This is a genomic window from Singulisphaera acidiphila DSM 18658 (genome assembly GCF_000242455.2).
Lineage (GTDB): Bacteria > Planctomycetota > Planctomycetia > Isosphaerales > Isosphaeraceae > Singulisphaera > Singulisphaera acidiphila.
In genome coordinates, this window is sequence record NC_019892.1 from 4880588 (window position 1) to 4898071 (window position 17484).

Below are 17484 nucleotides of genomic sequence, written 5' to 3' on the forward strand. Positions count from 1 at the left end.
AGGGGGCTCGAAGCTATCATGTTATTCGCTTGGGTGCGTGAATGTGGGCATTGCATTGCGTGCGAAACCGTGCGGGCCCGTCGCCTCTCAAAACTGCTCGGAACATTTGAATTCATTAGTGCGCGAAATCGAAGAGTTTGTACTCCGAGCGAGGCAACCCGGACTATTCTAGAGTGACGGTGGTTGTTCTTGAGTCGCACGTAGAAGTGGCGATTCCGCTTTTCGCATGAAGATCAACCAGGATCCAACACGACCATCTGGATCGACATGGCTCGGTATCCAGTTGGGATGCGACGGTGAAGTCGAGAACGGCTTGCGGAGCCGATTGAAGTCTCTGCGGCAAGGCCGGCTCTGATCCTGATGTCCAACTCTTCCACGCCCTTTGTTTGAGTTGGGATGGCCGCCTTGAGGCGGTCGCTGTGAACTGATCGAGTCCATCAGATCACGCAAACCACGACGAGGAACGTTGTTCCATGGTCCCGACGTCACTCCCTCATTCGGCTTCCTCTGTCAAGTCTTCGAAGTCGGACCAGGCTTCCGAGGTTGGTTCGGGTTCCGATTCCGAAGCGGCGATCGGAGCTCAGGGGTTCCCGCGCGAAGCGGATCCCGATGCGAGGAGTGGTACGGTTTGGCACCGATTCGCTCACCTCTTACACGTCGTTCTTCGTCATCGGGTTCCGATTCTCATTCTGTTTCATATCCTCGCCTTCGCGGGGATTTATTTGCTGAGCTATCTCATCCGCTTCGACGGGAACATTCCCGCTTCGGCGACGGCGCTGGCGTGGAAGACGCTTCCGCTGGTCGTCGCTTTGAAGCTGGCCGTTTTCTTGGTGATGGGCAGCCATCGGGGCTGGTGGCAATATGCGTCGTTCGCCGACTTGATCGCCCTTTTCGAGGCGGCGACCTTCGGGATGATCGCGATCCTCGTCACCGACATGATCTTCTGGTCAGGATTTCAGATTCCTCGGTCGATCATCGTGTTGGACTGGGCGGGAACCCTGCTGATCGTGGGGGGGATTCGAGGTAGTACACGGCTCTTTCGCGAGCGCTACTACCCGATGCTGTCGACGCAGCGTGCCAAGCGCGTCCTGGTTGTGGGGGCGAGTGAATCGGGAGTGGCCCTCGCCCGGGCGATCCAGAGCCAGGCCAGTTTAGGGATGCAGGTCGTCGGCTTCATTGATGCCGACCCCAATCTGACCGGGAGAAAACTGGCCGGGATCAAGGTGGTCGGGAGAACGGAGAAGGTGGGTCTGCTGGCCGCCCGTTTTAAGGCGGGGACGGTCCTGGTTCCGACGCCCACGGCCTCGATCGCCGAGCTTCGCGCCTTGATCGCGGACTGCAACTCGGCCGGATTGAAGATTCAGGTGGTCCCTGGCTTTCATGCCTTGCTGGACGGCAGCCTGTCGATCCGCCCGCGCGACGTTGATATTCATGACCTGCTCTGCCGCGAGCCGGTCCAGCTCGACGGCGAGTCGATCGGCCGCTTGATTCGCGGCCGGGTGGTTCTGGTCACCGGCGCAGCCGGCAGCATTGGCTCGGAGATTTGCCGCCAGGCCTTGGCCTTCCGGCCCGAGCGGCTCGTCATGCTCGACCACCACGAGAACGGCCTCTTCTTCCTCGAACGCGAGCTTGCTCCGCTCGCCGCCGGTTCCGGCACCGAGATCGTGATTCGGGTGGCCGATATCACGGACGCCCACCGGGTTCGCACCCAGTTCGAACGCTATCGGCCGGCCCTCGTCTTTCATGCAGCCGCACATAAGCATGTGCCGATGATGGAGGCCAACCCGGGCGAAGCCGTCAAGAACAACACGTTCGGGACCCGGACCGTGGCTGACGAAGCCGTGCGTGCGGGGGTCGAGGCGTTTGTGATGATCTCGACCGATAAGGCGGTTAACCCGACCAGTGTCATGGGGGCCACCAAACGGCTCGCCGAGATGTATGTTCAATCCCTCTCGACGGGGAGCACCACCCGTCTGGTCACCGTTCGCTTCGGGAACGTGCTCGGATCGAATGGGAGTGTGATTCCGGTTTTCAAGCAACAGATTGCTCGCGGTGGCCCCGTGACGGTCACACACCCGGCGATGACCCGTTACTTCATGACGATCAGCGAGGCGACCCAACTCGTCCTCCAGGCGGCCGCGCTGGGACGCGGTGGAGAAATCTTCGTCCTCGATATGGGGGAGCCGGTCCGGGTCCACGACCTGGCCCGCGACCTGATCCGGCTCTCCGGGCTTCGCGAAGGGCAGGATATCGAGATTGCCTTCAGCGGACTGCGGCCGGGCGAGAAGCTCTATGAGGAACTCTACGAGGAAGCGGAGACCCGGTTGGCGACTCCACACCCGAAGATCTTCTCCGCGCAACATCGACCGTGTTCGCCCGATCGTCTCAAAGGGCAGTTCGAATCGCTGGCCCGCGCGGTGGTCGGGTCGAGCGACGACGTGATCACACTGTTGAAACAGCTCGTGCCGGGCTACGGGACTTCCCCTCGGGTCGAACTTCGCGTGCCCGATCCCGAACCGGCCCACTCCCGCCGGTCGCAGGATCACGAGGTGGCTTCGGTCGGGGTCTGAGACATTGGCCCCAGGGATCCGTGGCACCGTGGGGAGATGAATTCGTATTCTTGACCAAATTGCGGCGGATTGCCTAGGATATCACTCATTGTTGCTGAGTTGAGCGGAGAGAAGACGGTTTTTCTCCGATAACAAATCCTACAACGGATGTTGCGCCTGGCCTGACATCGAAACGGCAACCTAGACGATTCCGCCTGTCGTTCATCATAACAGTCGCGGAATCCGAAGGGGCGAACTCCTTCATGATTTCAACATAATTACAGGGCATGGACGCGTGGCACTTGATTCGCGGGATCAATGCGAATCGAAGGATTAATGGGGACTGTCCATGGCAAACCAACAATCCATTACGGGCTCCGTTTCGGAAGGTTATCCGTCGAGGACACTCCAGAACGATCTCATCGCCTTGTGGGAGGTCATGAAGCGAGGTTGGAAGCTGGTCATCTTTGGCTTGTTGGTTTGCTTGACCCTCGCCTCGATTTACCTTGCGAAGACGAAACGCGCCTACCAGGCTTCGACCAGCCTGCTCGTGATTCAGCACGGCGGACGCCCGCTCAATGTCACCGCCTACACCGACCCGAATCGGATCAACGAGGGAAGTGAAGATCCGGTCCCGACTCACATGGTGCTGATTCGGAGCCCGCTGGTGATCCAGACGGCCGTCGAGTCGCTCGGCCCGAAGAAGACCCCGTCCCTGGCGCTTGCGACCAACCCGCTCGAAGCGGTGCGCGGCAGCCTGAAGGTCACGCGGCCCGATCGACTGACGAAGATCATCGTCGTGCAGTATCAGTCGGCCTCGCCTCAAGAGTCGCTCGACATGATCCGCGCGGTGGTGGCGAGCTATAAGAAACTGCTGGAAACCAACTATCAGAAGAACAATCAAGAAGTGATTACCCTGGTCAGCCGTGCACGTGATGAGCTGAAGTCGGAGCTCGACACGCTCCAGGACGAATATCACAAGTTCCGGAAGAACAACCCTGGTCTTGCCATCGGTGCCAACGGGCAGACGCTAATGATGCGCAAGCTCGAGCAGTGGAGCCAGGGAATCAATAACACGACGGACTTGATGATTCAGCTCAAGACCCAGCTCGAGCTGATTAAGAAGATGGAGAGCAGCGGGTCGCAAGGGAATGCGATCGCCCTGGCGTTGAACCAGTTCCCGACCGTGAGCAGCAACGGCGCCGGGCATCTCACGCAAGGCATGACGGGGGCGGCCATCGGGACGTCCGGTACCGGTTCCTACGAGCAGCTTCAAAAGGAGCTTGCCGACGTCAAGCTGAAGCGGGCGATGACCCAACGCCTGGTCGAGAATCTCAAGGGGGCCCGCCCGAACGCGGAGGGGAAGGTCACCGAGGATCACGTGGCCGGCTCGTTCAAGCTCGACCCCTACGTGGCGGAACTCTACCGTGATTTGAAGCGGGCCCAGGTCCGCTACAACACCGCCAAGCGCGCCACCCGGAATACCAACGACCCCTCGCTCCAGTACGCCCGGGATCGCAAAGAGGAAATTGAATCGGAGATCGAGGACCTCTGGCGTCAACGGCGCCCGCTCCTCCTCCGGCAGTTGTCGCGCGAGATGGCCGACGAAGGGGATCAGGCGATCCAGAAAGCCGAGGCGGAACTCACTTCGCTCGAGGCCGAAGAAAACTCGCTCTATGAAACCTTGAAAGAATCGAAAGAGAAGGCGATCGCCAGTCTGCGGGAGAAGCACGAAAACCTGACCAAGACGCTTGGCCCTAATTCGCCCGAGACGATTCAGGCCAAGGCGGACGTCGATCAGGCGACCGAGCAGTTGGGTGGACTCGGCAAGGACGTGCTCCAGAGCGAACTGCGCGACCGGATGACCTCGATCGAACACAGCCTCAAATCGATTGGGACGATGCGCGAGGAGTACGAGATCAAGTTCAAGGACGACCTCGTCAGCGCCAAGCAGTCGGAGTTGGAGCGGCTCGAAGAGGAGCGGCTGCACGGTAACCTGGAACGGCAGAAGGCCCTCTACAACACGGTTCTGGATCAGCTCAAGCAAGCGCAGTTGGTCAGCGACTACAGCAGCATCAGTTGCCAGGTGGTCGATCCGCCCAGCGCCTTGCCCTCCCCCGTGCAACCGCGCGTCAGGATGACCTTGGCCTTGGGCCTGATGGGCGGCCTCTTGCTGGGAATGGGCCTTGCGTTGCTGGTCGATCGGCTCGATCCGCGGATTCGCACGCTCGACGAAGTGCGGAAGGTGCTCAATTTCGCCCTGATCGGCACGATTCCGAAGTTGCGTTCCGACCAGATTTCGCTCATGGGGGAAATCGGCCTGGTCAGCCATGCTATGCCGCGATCGGTCTGGGCCGAAGCCTACCGCTCGGTCCGAACGAGCCTCGAGTTCCTCCGGCGGAGCCGCCAGGTTCAGGTCATCCTGGTCACCAGCTCCCACAGCGGCGACGGCAAGACGACCACCGCGAGCAACCTCGCCATCAGCTTTGCCATGGCGGGAAGACGCGTCTTGCTTGTCGACGCCGATCTCCGGAAGCCGTCTCAGCACAAGATTTTCGGTCTGAAGGCGGATCAAGGGCTGAGCCACGTCCTCCGCCGCTTGCTGCCGCTCTCACGGGTGGTCCAGCAGACCCAGACCGAGAATCTCGACTTCATTGCATCCGGGCCTGAGGTCGACAACCCGGCGGAGCTGCTCGCCTCGGCGACCTTCACCGACTTCGTGTCCGAGATCCGCAACATTTACGACATGGTCGTCTTCGACTCTTCGCCTCTGCTGGCGGTCACGGATCCCTCGATCCTGAGCGCCATGGTCGACGGCGTGGTCCTCGTGGTTCGCCCCGAAGCCACGAAACGCCATGACGCGGAGCGGACGGTCGAACTGCTCAAGACCATGGAAAGCCCGGTTCTCGGGTTCATCGTCAACGGCATGGATCGCCAGGGCACCGGGAGCTACGGCCAAGGTTACGGCTATGGCCAAGGCTACGGTTACGGTTACGGGACCTATGGCCGGGACGAGGTCAGCCCGATCGTGTCGGATGGCAAGGAGATCGCCGCTTTCGGGCCCCCCTCCAAGCCGACCAATGGTCTGCCACAGGGCATTCTTAAAGACTGAACCCAAGGTGTAGTGGATTTCTATGCAAACTCACGGTGCGGATTCGAACTTCGCTCGGTCACTCGCTCGCTCCATCGAAGGTCGTTCGGCTCGGATCGGTGTCATCGGCCTGGGCTACGTCGGTCTGCCGCTCGTCGAATTGTTCGCGGGCTGTGGGTTTCCGGTGCTCGGACTCGATATCGACTCGTCCAAGGTCGAGCGCCTTCAGGCGGGTGAGAGTTACATTGGACACATCTCCAGCGAACGCGTTCGGACCTTGCGCGACGGCGGTCGCTTCGAGGCGACGTCCGACTTCTCGCGGCTGACCGAGGTCGACGCGATCTTGATCTGCGTCCCGACTCCGCTGGGCAAGCACCGCGAGCCTGACCTCACGGCCGTGGTCGAGACGGGCCGGTCGATCGGCCGGCACCTTCGCCCCGGACAGCTCGTGATCCTTGAGAGCACAACCTACCCCGGCACCACCCGCGACGTCCTGAAGCCTGAGCTGGAAGCGGGCGGACTGGTGGCCGGTCGCGACTTCTTCCTGGCCTACAGCCCCGAACGTGAAGATCCGGGCAATCCCAGCTTCTCGGCCGGGACCATTCCCAAGGTCGTCGGCGGCTTCGAAGAAACGAGCGGCAAGCTGGCCCAGGCGCTCTATGGCGCGGTGGTGCCGCAGGTGGTGCCGGTCACTTCCTGCGAGGTTGCCGAAGCCTGCAAGATCCTCGAGAACACGTATCGCTCGGTGAACATCGCTCTGATCAACGAGCTCAAGATTGTTTTCGAGCGGATGGGCATCGACGTCTGGGAGGTGATCGACGCTGCCAAGACCAAGCCGTTCGGCTTCCAAGCGTTCTACCCGGGACCCGGCCTAGGGGGGCATTGCATTCCGATCGACCCCTTCTACCTGACGTGGGTGGCCTACACCTACGGCGTCCACACCCGCTTCATCGAGCTGGCCGGCGAGATCAACACGTCGATGCCGCATCACGTCATCGACCGGATCCGCGCGGCTCTGAACGAGGACGGCAAGGCGCTCAAGGGAAGCAAGGTCCTGGTGCTGGGCGCTGCGTACAAACCGAATGTGGACGACTGCCGTGAAAGTCCGGCAATCGAGTTGATGGAACTGCTGGAGAAGGGACATGCGATCGTCGCTTACAGCGACCCGCACGTCCCGTCATTGCCGCCGATGCGCGAGCATGAGATCCGCCTAGATAGTACGCCGCTGACTCGTGAGACGCTCGAGGCCCAGGATTGCGTCTTGATTGCAACGAATCATAATCTGTTCGATTGGCCCTTGATTGCCAAGCATGCCCGCCTTGTGGTCGACACCCGAGGAGCGCTGCGCGGCGTGCCCAAGGAAGAGTGCCGGGCCGTCGTCGTCACGGCCTGAGAACGGGTGCACGCATGCTACAGCGAATTGAACTGCATCCTTGATGATGTCGATCATTCTCCGAGTCACGATCGCCGCCGCCAGGGGATGATCGTGACTCAGAGATCTGCCGAGTTTTTTTGGCTCTCCACCATGCCTAATTCGATCGCCGTCCGAGAGAGCGCTCCTTTCTCGGACGGTGCGCAATTGGAAGTCCTCCACTCGACTTGGCCGGTTGTTGATCCGGAACCCGCCGGATGCAACCTACGGGCACGGAGTGCGCGCCGGATCCTGACTTTGAGATTTTAAGTTTGAAATCTTTAGTAGGATCATGTACTAAGGTTCTCAGGCAACGACTTCCGATTCCTGATACGCTTATTTTATCGCCCCAAAGGGGGGCGTCCGTTCCTTGCCGGGGGGTCGAAGCCCCCGGGGGAAGATTCGACGTCTTTTGTGTTTCTCGGCCATCTGCGTTTGACGGTCGCCCCTCCGGGGCTGCAAGAAATTCTGATTTGAGTTTATCTTGATTCCAGGGGCTTGCGCCTCTGGCTAGGAACGGTCGCCCCTTCGGGGCTGCGATGAACCCGCCTGGGTGTCACGGGATGAGAATCCGCTGACCCTCCGGGGCTGCAAAAAAAATCTGAATTGAGTTTGTCTTGATTCCAGGGGCTTGCGCCTCTGGCTTAGGAACGGTCGCCCCCTTCGGGGCTGTGATGAACCCGCCTGGGTGTCACGGGATGAGAATCCGTTGATTGTGATGACCTGTGGCCAACGCGGAGGGTCCGGTTCTGCACCGGCGAGGACCAACCGCCATGACTAATACTACGGAATCTGAGGCGAGCCCCGCCGAGAGGTTGTCCACGCCCCACCGCCCGGGCCGGCACTTCACGGGTCGAAAGATTTTGGGAGCCGCTGCGCTGGTGGGCGGCTTGACCGTCGCCACGAAGGGGGTCTCCTTCGGGCGAGACTTGATCGTCGCCGCGACGCTGGGGACGGGCGACGGCCTCGACGCCTTCCTGATGGCGTCGGTCCTTCCGACCCTGGTCGTCACGGTCATTGCCGGATCGCTCAATTCGGCTCTCATACCAACTTATATTCGCATTCGCGAGGTTGAAGGACGCGACGCGGCCCAACGGTTGCTTTCGAGCGTCCTGACCGCAACCTTGATCGCGCTCGGCGGTTTGTCGGTGCTGCTCGGATTCCTGGTGCCCTGGATCATGCCTTTGCTCACGTCGGGCTTCAGCCCGGCCAAGTTGGCCTTAACGTGCCGACTTACTTACATCCTCCTGCCGAGCATCGCCCTGACCGGCCTGGCGAGTCTCTGGTCGGCGGCGCTGAACGCCGAAGAGCGATTCGCTCTGGCTTCCCTGGCGCCTGCGGCCGTGCCGTTGACCTCGGCCGCCGCCTTGCTGGTGGCCCGGCCCGGCGGCGCGTCCGACGCGTTTGCCCTCGGCTTTGTGGGGGGCGTCCTGTTGCAGGCCGGGCTCGTCGGCTGGGGACTCTACCGCGCGGGTGTGGCCCTGGTTCCCCGCTGGTGGGGAGGGGGGCCGGCCGTGAAGACGGTCCTCGGACAGTACCTGCCGGTGGCGAGCGGGGCGATTCTCCTGAACGGGACGGTCCTGGTCGATCAGACCATGGCCTGCCGCCTCGGTCCGGGGAGCGTCTCCATGCTGAGCTACGGCAACAAGCTGATCTCCCTGGTGCTGAGCATCCTCATGATGGCCATTGGAACGGCCGTCTTGCCCTACTTCTCGCAACGGACCGCGGCTGGGGACTGGGACGGCCTTCGGCGGATGCTTCGCTACCAAGGGGGGCTCATCCTCCTCGTCACCCTGCCGGCGACGGCCGTCCTGATCTTCTTTTCCGAGGATCTCGTTCGGCTCCTCTTCCAGCGGGGGACCTTTTCCGATGCCGACGTGCGGGCGGTGGGGGGCATCCAGGCGCTCTACGCCTTGCAAATCCCGTTTGTGACGCTCGGTCTCCTGCTCGTGCGTCTGATCTCGGCTATGGCCCTGAACAAGCTCCTTTTATATGGGACGGTCATCAGCTTTGCCCTGAACATCATCCTCGACTTGATCCTGATGCCGCACCTGGGGGCTCGAGGCATTGCGCTCTCGACCTCGCTGGTCTACCTGGCATCCTTCATCTTCCTATCATGCTGTGTGGGGTCCGCCCTGCGAAAGAGAGGTCGAGAGTGCGCGTGACCCTGGTGAATTCTTCGCTGGCCGGTGGTGGTGCCGAGCGGGTGATGGCGACGATGGCCAACTTCTGGGCCCGCAAAGGCTGGAGCGTGACGCTCTTGACGCTCTCCGGCGCCGAGGCCCCCGACTTCTACGAGGTGGATCCCGCGGTCCACCGTCGCCGGCTGGGAATCGCAGGCGCCTCGTCGTCACTCATCGGTGGCTTGCGGATGAATCTCACGCGGATGCGCGTCCTCCGCCGCAGTATTCGGGAGAGTCGCCCCGACGTGGTGATCTCCTTCCAGAACCAGACGAATGTCCTCGTTTTGCTCTGCTGCTTGGGCTTGAAGCTCCCTGTGATCGTTTCGGAGCGGTCCGACCCGTTCTGCTCGAAGATCAGCCGGACCTGGCGGCTCCTGAGACAGGTCTTCTACCCGCTGGCCGCTTGCATCGTCCTCCAGACCGATTCGGTGCGGGCCTATTTCGGGAGGCGTGTCCGGCGCAAGGCCAAGGTGATCCCCAATCCGGTCGAGCATGTCAACGACCCGGGGAAGGCCGTCGAGGCGGGGCCGGGACGCGAGGGCAGGGTCCTCGCCACGGCGGGGCGCTTGAACGAGGTGAAGGGCTTCGACCTCCTGATTCGCGCCTTCGCGTCGGTGGTGGCGGCGCACCCTGATTGGACGCTCGTCATCTGGGGTGAGGGGCCGATCCGTGATGACCTGGAGGCGCTTCGCGATCAGCTCGGCCTGGGCGACCGGGTTCGGCTCCCCGGTGCCACCAAGATGTTGGCGGCCAAGCTGCGCGATGCGGACCTGTACGTCTTGTCCTCCCGCCATGAGGGATTTCCCAACGTCCTCTGCGAAGCGATGGCCCTCGGGCTGCCCGTGGTCAGCTTTGACTGCCCGAGCGGCCCCCGGCACATCGTGCGGGACGGCGTCGACGGGGTGCTGGTTCCCGCCAAGGACGTCGACGCCCTGGCGGCGGTTCTCAGCCGGTTGATGGCCGACGACAAAGAGCGGAACCGGCTCGCTGCGCGGGCGCCGGAGGTCCTCGAGCGGTTCGCCCTCAAGGTCGTTATGGGGCTCTGGGAAGAGGCGATCCACGGAGTGTCGGGCCGCAAGCCGGTCGCTCGGGAAGTGCCGGCATGAAGGTTCTCTTTCTCAATCGGAGCGTCGATATCGGCGGTGCCGAGCGCCAGCTCGTCTCGACGGCCGTGGGCCTCCGCCAGCGGGGGCACGACGTCGCCGTGGCCGTCTTCTACGCCGGCTACCCTTACGAACGCGAGCTGCACGAGGCCGGTGTGCCTCTCTTTGACCTGGGCAAGTCGGGGCGCTGGGACCTCGCCGGCTTTATGCTCCGCCTCACCCGGCTCCTCCGCCGGGAGCGGCCTGACGTCCTCTACGCGTTCAAAGGGGAGGCGAACATTCTCGGGGCGTTGGCCCGCCCGTTCATGAAGGCGAAGCTGGTCTGGGGGGTTCGGTCTTCGGATATTGATCTGGGCGATTATGACTTTGGAGCCCGCGTGGCCTATCGGCTCGAATGCGCATTGGCCGGCACCCCGGACCTGATCATCGCGAACTCACGGTTCGGGTTGGACTACGCCCGGTCCAACGGTTTCCCCGAAGGCCGCTCGGTCGTGATCCCGAACGGGTTCGACGCCGGTCGGTTTCGATGCGACCCGGCGGCGCGGCAGCGATTCCGTGAGGAGATCGGGGTCCCGGCCGACGCTCTGCTGATCGGGAAGGTGGGCCGGATCGACCCCGTAAAGGACTACGGGACCTTCCTCAAGGCCGCGGCGCACCTGGCCGCCACGCGGAGCGACCTCCGCTTCGTGTGCGTTGCACCCGGAGAGGGGGCCTACGCCGACGCGATGCGGGGCCTCGCCGAGGAACTGGCCCTCACGTCGCGGCTCACCTGGTGCGGGGCCCGCAGTGACATGGCCAACGTGTATAATGCGCTGGACGTGCTCGTCTCCTCTTCCCGGAGTGAGGGGTTCCCCAACGTCATCGGCGAGGCCATGGCCTGCGGAACGCCTTGCGTTGTGACTGACGTCGGCGATGCGGCCTGGATCGTCGGCGACTGCGGCGAGGTGGTTGTGGCGGGCGACCCGGAGGCCTTGGCCGTCGCGACGACCCGCATGCTGGGCCGGATCGCTGCCGGCGACGTCACGTCGAAGCGGGTCCGGGACCGGTTGGTCGCCGAGTTTTCCCGCGACCGCCTGCTCGACGCCACTGAGGCGGCGCTCGTCCCACTCGGCGCGAAGGCAGCAAGCCGATGAACTACGCTTCGAAATACAGGCTCGTTCTCGTCGCCGCCGCAGCAGCGGCCTTCTTCTCCGATCTGATTGCGTTCCTGATGGATGCCAAGCTCATCCCGTTCACGGTGACGCACGCCTTTCTCCTGTTCGCGATTGCCTGTGTGCCGGTGCTGACGCGTCCCCCCGCCGATCGAGGCCAGCGCCAGGCCGTGTTCTTTTGGTGCTTCGCCACGCTCGTGGTGATCTTTGTCTCCCTGAGCTGGGCTCAGTTGGGCGAGGGCGGGCAAACCCTGTTCCGAAACCGGGTTTTCGGCATCATTTTCCTGGTGCTCATGCTGCTGCTTTTCAGCGATCGTCAGACTTGTCGGTTCGCGGCGGGGGCGGTCGTCTGCGTGACCCTGGTCTCTGTCGCCCTCAATATCTACGAGATGTTTGCGCCGGGGACGTTTAGCACCAATCCGGGCCGTTCCGCCGGGCTCTATGAGAACTCCAACAAGTCCGGTGCCGCCCTCGTTCTGGGCATGATCGTCGGCCTGGAGGTCGTGAGCATGAGGTGGCAGGTCCTCTACGCGCTGGCGGTGGGGGTCGGCGTGGCGACGACGTTCTCACGCTCGGCGATGCTCGGCTGGGCGCTTATGGCCTCGCTCGCGATCGCGATGCGGCATGGAACCGGCCGGTTCACCCGGTACGCACTGATCGTCGCCCTCGCCGGGGCGGTCTCCGGCCCGGCGGTCATTCTGTATCTGGAAGACAGGGGGATGCTCGATGACAACACCGCGAGCCGTGCCAACTTCGAGATCGGCGGGGAGTCGGACGAGTACCGCTTCGAGGCTGCTCAATTTGCCCTCGACGTGATCGTCGAGCACCCCTTCCTGGGTCGAGGTACGGGGGCGTCGGTCGAGCCGCCGTTCGACTTCGTGGGCCCGCATAATATTTACTTGGCCCTCATGATCGAGCACGGGATCCTGGGGGGCCTGATCCTGCCAGCGCTCTTGGTCGCGTCGACCTGGGGGGCGGCCAGCGAGTTCCGGCCGATCACGGTGCCCCTCGCGATTTTCCTCTCGTACTGGGGGTTCTTCAGCCACAACATCCTCGAGGAGCGATACATCCTTTTTGTCGTCGCCCTCGCTACCTCCTTCACCGCCGCCCCGCCTCCCCCCAGGCCGGCCACTCCAGGGCTTATCTCGTGAAGATCCTCCACGTGATCAATACCACCCACATGGGGGGGACCGAGATGATGCTGCTCAAGCTGATCTCGACCCTCGACCGGATGAGGTACGAGCCAGTCGTGGCAACGCTCGTCGCGGTCGGTCCCGTCGGCGAAAGTCTGCGCCGCCTGGGCGTCCCCGTGCATTGCTTTGGGATGCGGCGCGGTATTCCGGATCCGCGCGTGATCTGGAGCCTGGTGCGGCTGGTCCGTCAGGAACGCCCCGACCTGATCCAGACCTGGCTGCACCACTCCGACTTGCTGGGCGGCCTGGCGGGCCGCCTTGCCGGTAAGGTGCCGGTCGTCTGGAACCTCCGCAACAGCGATCTCCAGGCCGGCATGAACAAGCGGATGACGTCCCTGACCGCCGGCCTCTGCGCCCGCCTGTCCGGCTGGCTGCCGACGCGGATCATCTGCGGCTCGGAGGCCTCGCGCGCCGTGCATTCGGCCATGGGATACGCGGCCGAGCGGCTGGTGACGATCCCGAACGGCTTCGACATCGAGGCCTTTCAGCCCGACTCCGCCGCCGGACCTTCGTTGCGGCAGGAACTCGGTATCCCGGCCAGTGCCCCTTTGATCGGCTTGGTGGCGCGGTTCGATCCCCAGAAGGGGCACGACACGTTCCTCGCCGCCGCCAGCCGGCTGCACCAGGAATGCCCGGACGTCCACTTCATCCTCTGTGGCGACGACATCACCTGGGAGAACCAGGCGCTCGCCGCCCCGATCGAGCAGAACGGGCTCCGGGGGCATTGTCATCTCCTCGGCCGCCGCTCCGACATGCCGCGAATCCAGGCCTCCATGAACATTGCCTCCTTGACGTCAACCTCCGAGGGGTTTCCCAACGTCCTGGGCGAGGCGATGGCCTCGGGGGTCCCCTGCGTGGCGACCGACGTGGGGGATGCCGCCCTGATCGTCGGAGAGACGGGGCGGATCGTGCCGCCACGCGATCCGGAGGCCCTGGCCCTGGCTTGGGGGGAGCTCATCGGGCTCACTGCCGAGGCGCAGGCGACGCTCGGAGCCGCCGCCCGTGCCCGCGTCGTGGAGCATTTCCGCTTGACGGCGGTGGTTGCCCGGTATGCCGACTTGTATGATACCGTGGCTTTCGGTCCAGGGGCGTCGGCACGGGGTGAACCCCCGTTGGTCGCGGGGTCGCCTGCGGCCGCCGGACCAGGGAAAGCGGCGTCCGACATCCGAGAGAACTCGCTCTAGCCACGTCTTGTTGCAAAGTCGTGGCCGTTTGTATGATCGTTCCGACGATCCTATCATGCCAAGGATACCCGAAGAACTTGCGGGGTCGCCATCACCGATGTTGCCAGAGCCGCATTCGCAACATGCTTCCGAGGTCGGACGGGGCGACCGATTCGAATTCGGGAAGAACTGGGCGAATTTCCTCTCCGTCTTGGACGACCGGCGCATCGAGCAGGCGACCCGGTCGCTCGTCACGATGCTGGGTGTCGAGAACCTGCAGGGTAAGTCCTTCCTGGACGTCGGCTCGGGCAGCGGCCTCTTCTCCCTAGCCGCTATGCGTCTCGGGGCGACCTCCGTCCATTCATTCGACTACGACCCCCATTCCATAGCCAGCACGCGCGAGGTCAAACGGCGTTACTTCCCCGAGGCCGAGAATTGGACGATCGCCCAGGGGAGCGTCCTCGATCGGGACTACCTCGGTTCGCTGGGCACGTATGACGTGGTCTATTCCTGGGGGGTGCTGCACCATACCGGCTCCATGTGGGAAGCGCTCGGGAATGTGGTGCCGCTGGTCGCTCCTGACGGTCGCTTGTACATTGCGATCTATAACGACCAGGGTGCCTTGTCCAAGTGGTGGACATTTCTCAAGAAGACCTACAATCGCCTGCCCCGCGTTGCCCAGGGACCGTTTGCTCTGCTTGTGATGGGTCCTCGTGAAGTTGCGATGGCGGGATGGTATATCGTCAGCGGGCAGCCCATGCGTACCATCCACGCCTGGACTCGATATCACGAGCAGGCGGTGAATGGGCGCGGCATGAGCCGCTGGCACAACATCATCGATTGGATTGGCGGCTATCCGTTCGAGGTTGCCACACCCGAGCAGATCGTCCAGTTCTACCGAGACCGGGGGCTGGTCCTGGAGAGCCCCATGCCCCCACGGCATCGAAAGATGGGGTGCAACGAATTTGTCTTGCGGCACGTTCTTCCGAGCGATTGAGAGTCAGAAAAGTCATGCACGCATTTTGCAGCCCTGAAGAGGCAACCGTCAGAGCCGGCCTATGTATGCGATGGTCGCCCCTCCGGGGCTATAAAGAATTCTGACTTGAGCTCGTCCTGTTCCCAGGGGCTTACGTCCCCGGCAGGGAACAGGCGCCCCTTCGGGGCTGCGATAACCTGTTCGCCGGGAGGACTTCACGTGCATGGCTTTTCTGGCCCTCCATTGAAGTTTGAGTAACGACGAAGGCCTTTCTTTATTCTTCTTGGTGAATGGGAATACGATGGCTTCCAGATATCTGAAGATCCTCTCTGAGCAAGAGCGTCCGGTCTGGTTCTTGGCCTCCAGGCTCATGATGCGGAGTGGGTTGAGCCGTTGGTTCAAAATCCGGCAAGAGGGATTCGTACTCGGTTTCTTTCCGACGTCGCTTTCAGCCTCCCTCTGGATTGCTCCCGACCAGCGGCACTTGGACTCCGCCTTTTTTCACAGCTACCTGAAGCCGGGCGATCAGTTCGTCGACGTTGGTGCCAATATCGGCAGCACGGCCTTGGCCGCCTGGGTCTCCGTCGGCGCGAGCGGCAGTGTTCAGGCGATCGAGCCCAATCCGAGGATCTACGGATATCTGCTAAAAAATATCGAACTGAACAAAGCGAAAAACGTTCAAACTTTCAATATGGCCGTCGGGGTCGAACCGTCCCAGATCATGTTTTCGGACACCGGGTCGGACGATCAGAACCACATCCTTGAACAGGGCAAAGGGATTTCGGTCAAACTCGATACGCTTGACAATATCCTGAAGCCGGACGGCAACATCGACCTGCTCAAGATCGACGTCGAAGGTTACGAAATCTTCGCTCTCCGCGGTGCCCAGAAAACCCTGGAACGAACTTCGTGCGTTTATATCGAATCTTATGAAATGAATTTCCAAAGATATGGGTACGGCACTGGGGCAATGCTGGAGTGCTTGTGGGATCGAGGGTTTTCGGTCTTTCGCCAACCGAATGAAGGCCGGTTGACGCCTGTAGGGCGAGATCATATCAGTCGGGTCTGTGAGAACCTGATCGCCGTGAAGTCGGTCGACGAGCTGGTCCGTCGGACTGGTTGTACGGTCGCCGCGAGTCCGCTGTCGGACTGAGTCCGGCCCTTTGATGTTCTACTTGTCGTCCGGCCAGAATGGGCCGTGAGCACCAAGAGACGTCGGCCCGGTTGGCTGGATTTGGTGGGAACTTGACAGGAAATGGCCCGGGCGTTCAGGCGGCGTAGGACCTTGCCCAGCACCGCGTCGTCCGTTCATTTGTGAGAACTATTGTGATTTCCGAACATGCTTTTGCCTTTACTGTTTTTACTCCGTCGTACAATCGCCGACACACCCTGGCCCGCGTCTATGAGAGCCTTCGGGCGCAAACGTTTCGGGACTTCGAGTGGCTGATCGTCGACGACGGGTCCACTGATGGAACCGGCGACCTGGTCGCGGAATGGGCGCAAACTGCGGATTTCGCGATTCGTTACATCTATCAGCCGAATGGGGGTAAGAATACAACTTACCGCCCGGCCTTGGAAGCGGCTCGGGGGATGCTCTTTCTGACCCTCGATTCCGACGACGAGTGCGTGCCGGAGGCGCTCGAACGATTCAAACACCATTGGGATGCGATCCCCGAGACCGAACGCGAAGCCTTCTCTGCAGTCACTGCCCTCTGCAGGACGCCTGACGGACGTCTGGTTGGAGACTTGTTCCCGAGTGCGGTGTTCGACTCGGATTCGCTGGAACTGCTCTATCGCTATAAAGTCCAAGGGGAGAAGTGGGGCTTTCACCGGGTTGACGTCTTGAGGCAGTATCCCTTTCCGACTTTCGAAAAATGCAAGTATGTGCCTGAAGGTGTGATCTGGCAGGCGATCGCCCGGCGGTACAAAACTCGGTTCGTCAATGAGTATCTGCGTACCTATCACATGGAAACGGTCAACAGCTTCACCACGTCCGTGGGGACTTCCAGCAAATATGCCGCAGGTTATCTCTATTATTTTACAGCAATTTTGAATGAGGATTTGAAGTGGGCCTGGTATGACCCCAAGAGCTTCTTCAAGTCTGCCGCCAATTACACGCGATTTTCACTTCACGAGAAGCTGGGGATCGTGTCCCAGGCGCGGGCGTTGCGCGGGTTGAAGGTTCGCCTTCTTTGGCTTGGTACGTTTCCCGTGGGGGTGGCACTTTACCTTCGGGATTGTCGCCGCGAGAAGCGGCTCAGGATGGCTGCCCAGGCGTAACCTCCCCGGTGAATTGTGGCGGAATTTGACCCGCAAACCCATGGACATTGTCATCATGCCGTATTCTCTCGGTGGGTGTATGTTGCGTTTTAGCAACACGGCCGACCCGGACTGACGGTGTGTCATAAGTATTTAATACATAAGTTTTGCACTTGTAACGAATGATTTAGGAATTACAGAAGAGGCTGTCAACAAAGTGATAGAGAACGCCGGGAATCCGTTTTGTCGGCTGTACGAGGCCGTACAGGGGGCAGCCGTCACGTCTGTGTTGAGCGGCAATTCCGCTTGGTGCCGGTAGTTGCTTATCATGCGGATTTGTATGATGGCGTTGCCTTTGGCCGAGGCCTGTCATCTCCGGGCAACCCCCCTCTTGGCCGACTAAGT

11 protein-coding genes are annotated in these 17484 nt (G+C 61.8%); all 11 read left to right on the forward strand.

What is annotated here, in order from left to right:
* The first annotated feature begins 722 nt into the window (after positions 1-722).
* The 11 genes from SINAC_RS19150 (at position 723) to SINAC_RS19200 (ending at position 17100) form a co-directional block, all read left to right on the forward strand.
* Complete coding sequence (locus SINAC_RS19150; RefSeq protein ID WP_244884891.1) at positions 723-2570, forward strand: polysaccharide biosynthesis protein; 1848 nt, start codon at positions 723-725, stop codon at positions 2568-2570.
* A 328-nt stretch (positions 2571-2898) separates the two neighbouring features.
* Positions 2899-5661 (forward strand): polysaccharide biosynthesis tyrosine autokinase, encoded by a 2763-nt coding sequence (locus SINAC_RS19155; RefSeq protein ID WP_015247258.1) that lies wholly within the window; start codon positions 2899-2901, stop codon positions 5659-5661.
* A gap of 22 nt (positions 5662-5683) precedes the next feature.
* Positions 5684-7033 carry a nucleotide sugar dehydrogenase gene (locus tag SINAC_RS19160; protein WP_015247259.1) on the forward strand — a complete coding sequence of 450 codons (1350 nt, stop codon included), beginning with the start codon at positions 5684-5686 and terminating at the stop codon, positions 7031-7033.
* A gap of 791 nt (positions 7034-7824) precedes the next feature.
* Entirely contained in the window at positions 7825-9216 is a 1392-nt protein-coding gene (gene murJ / locus SINAC_RS19165; RefSeq protein WP_015247260.1) for a murein biosynthesis integral membrane protein MurJ, read from the forward strand.
* The gene (locus SINAC_RS19170; RefSeq protein WP_015247261.1) at positions 9207-10340 is read left to right on the forward strand and encodes a glycosyltransferase family 4 protein; all 1134 of its coding nucleotides are present in this window, start codon (positions 9207-9209) and stop codon (positions 10338-10340) included. The genes murJ and SINAC_RS19170 overlap by 10 nt, the downstream gene beginning before the upstream one ends.
* On the forward strand, positions 10337-11470 hold the full coding sequence (locus tag SINAC_RS19175) for a glycosyltransferase (RefSeq protein WP_015247262.1): 1134 nt from the start codon (positions 10337-10339) through the stop codon (positions 11468-11470). Before SINAC_RS19170 ends, SINAC_RS19175 begins: the two co-directional genes overlap by 4 nt.
* Positions 11467-12639 carry an O-antigen ligase family protein gene (locus SINAC_RS19180; protein WP_015247263.1) on the forward strand — a complete coding sequence of 391 codons (1173 nt, stop codon included), beginning with the start codon at positions 11467-11469 and terminating at the stop codon, positions 12637-12639. The genes SINAC_RS19175 and SINAC_RS19180 overlap by 4 nt, the downstream gene beginning before the upstream one ends.
* The gene (locus tag SINAC_RS19185; protein ID WP_015247264.1) at positions 12636-13865 is read left to right on the forward strand and encodes a glycosyltransferase family 4 protein; all 1230 of its coding nucleotides are present in this window, start codon (positions 12636-12638) and stop codon (positions 13863-13865) included. The genes SINAC_RS19180 and SINAC_RS19185 overlap by 4 nt, the downstream gene beginning before the upstream one ends.
* Before the next feature lie 55 nt (positions 13866-13920).
* On the forward strand, positions 13921-14841 hold the full coding sequence (locus SINAC_RS19190; protein ID WP_237722871.1) for a class I SAM-dependent methyltransferase: 921 nt from the start codon (positions 13921-13923) through the stop codon (positions 14839-14841).
* Between the two features lie 280 nt (positions 14842-15121).
* Positions 15122-15973, forward strand: a complete 852-nt coding sequence (locus tag SINAC_RS19195; protein ID WP_015247266.1) for an FkbM family methyltransferase — start codon at positions 15122-15124, stop codon at positions 15971-15973.
* Positions 15974-16146: 173 nt separating this feature from the next.
* Positions 16147-17100, forward strand: coding sequence for a glycosyltransferase family 2 protein (locus tag SINAC_RS19200; RefSeq protein WP_015247267.1), 954 nt, complete (start codon positions 16147-16149; stop codon positions 17098-17100).
* Positions 17101-17484: the final 384 nt, after the last annotated feature.

Excerpts from the sequence above, each read along its gene's own strand:
- SINAC_RS19155 (WP_015247258.1), top strand. The coding sequence starts at position 2,899 with ATGGCAAACCAACAATCCATTACGGGCTCCGTTTCGGAAGGTTATCCG.
- SINAC_RS19160 (WP_015247259.1), top strand. The coding sequence starts at position 5,684 with ATGCAAACTCACGGTGCGGATTCGAACTTCGCTCGGTCACTCGCTCGC.
- murJ (WP_015247260.1), top strand. The coding sequence starts at position 7,825 with ATGACTAATACTACGGAATCTGAGGCGAGCCCCGCCGAGAGGTTGTCC.
- SINAC_RS19175 (WP_015247262.1), top strand. The coding sequence starts at position 10,337 with ATGAAGGTTCTCTTTCTCAATCGGAGCGTCGATATCGGCGGTGCCGAG.
- SINAC_RS19180 (WP_015247263.1), top strand. The coding sequence starts at position 11,467 with ATGAACTACGCTTCGAAATACAGGCTCGTTCTCGTCGCCGCCGCAGCA.
- SINAC_RS19190 (WP_237722871.1), top strand. The coding sequence starts at position 13,921 with ATGCCAAGGATACCCGAAGAACTTGCGGGGTCGCCATCACCGATGTTG.
- SINAC_RS19195 (WP_015247266.1), top strand. The coding sequence starts at position 15,122 with ATGGCTTCCAGATATCTGAAGATCCTCTCTGAGCAAGAGCGTCCGGTC.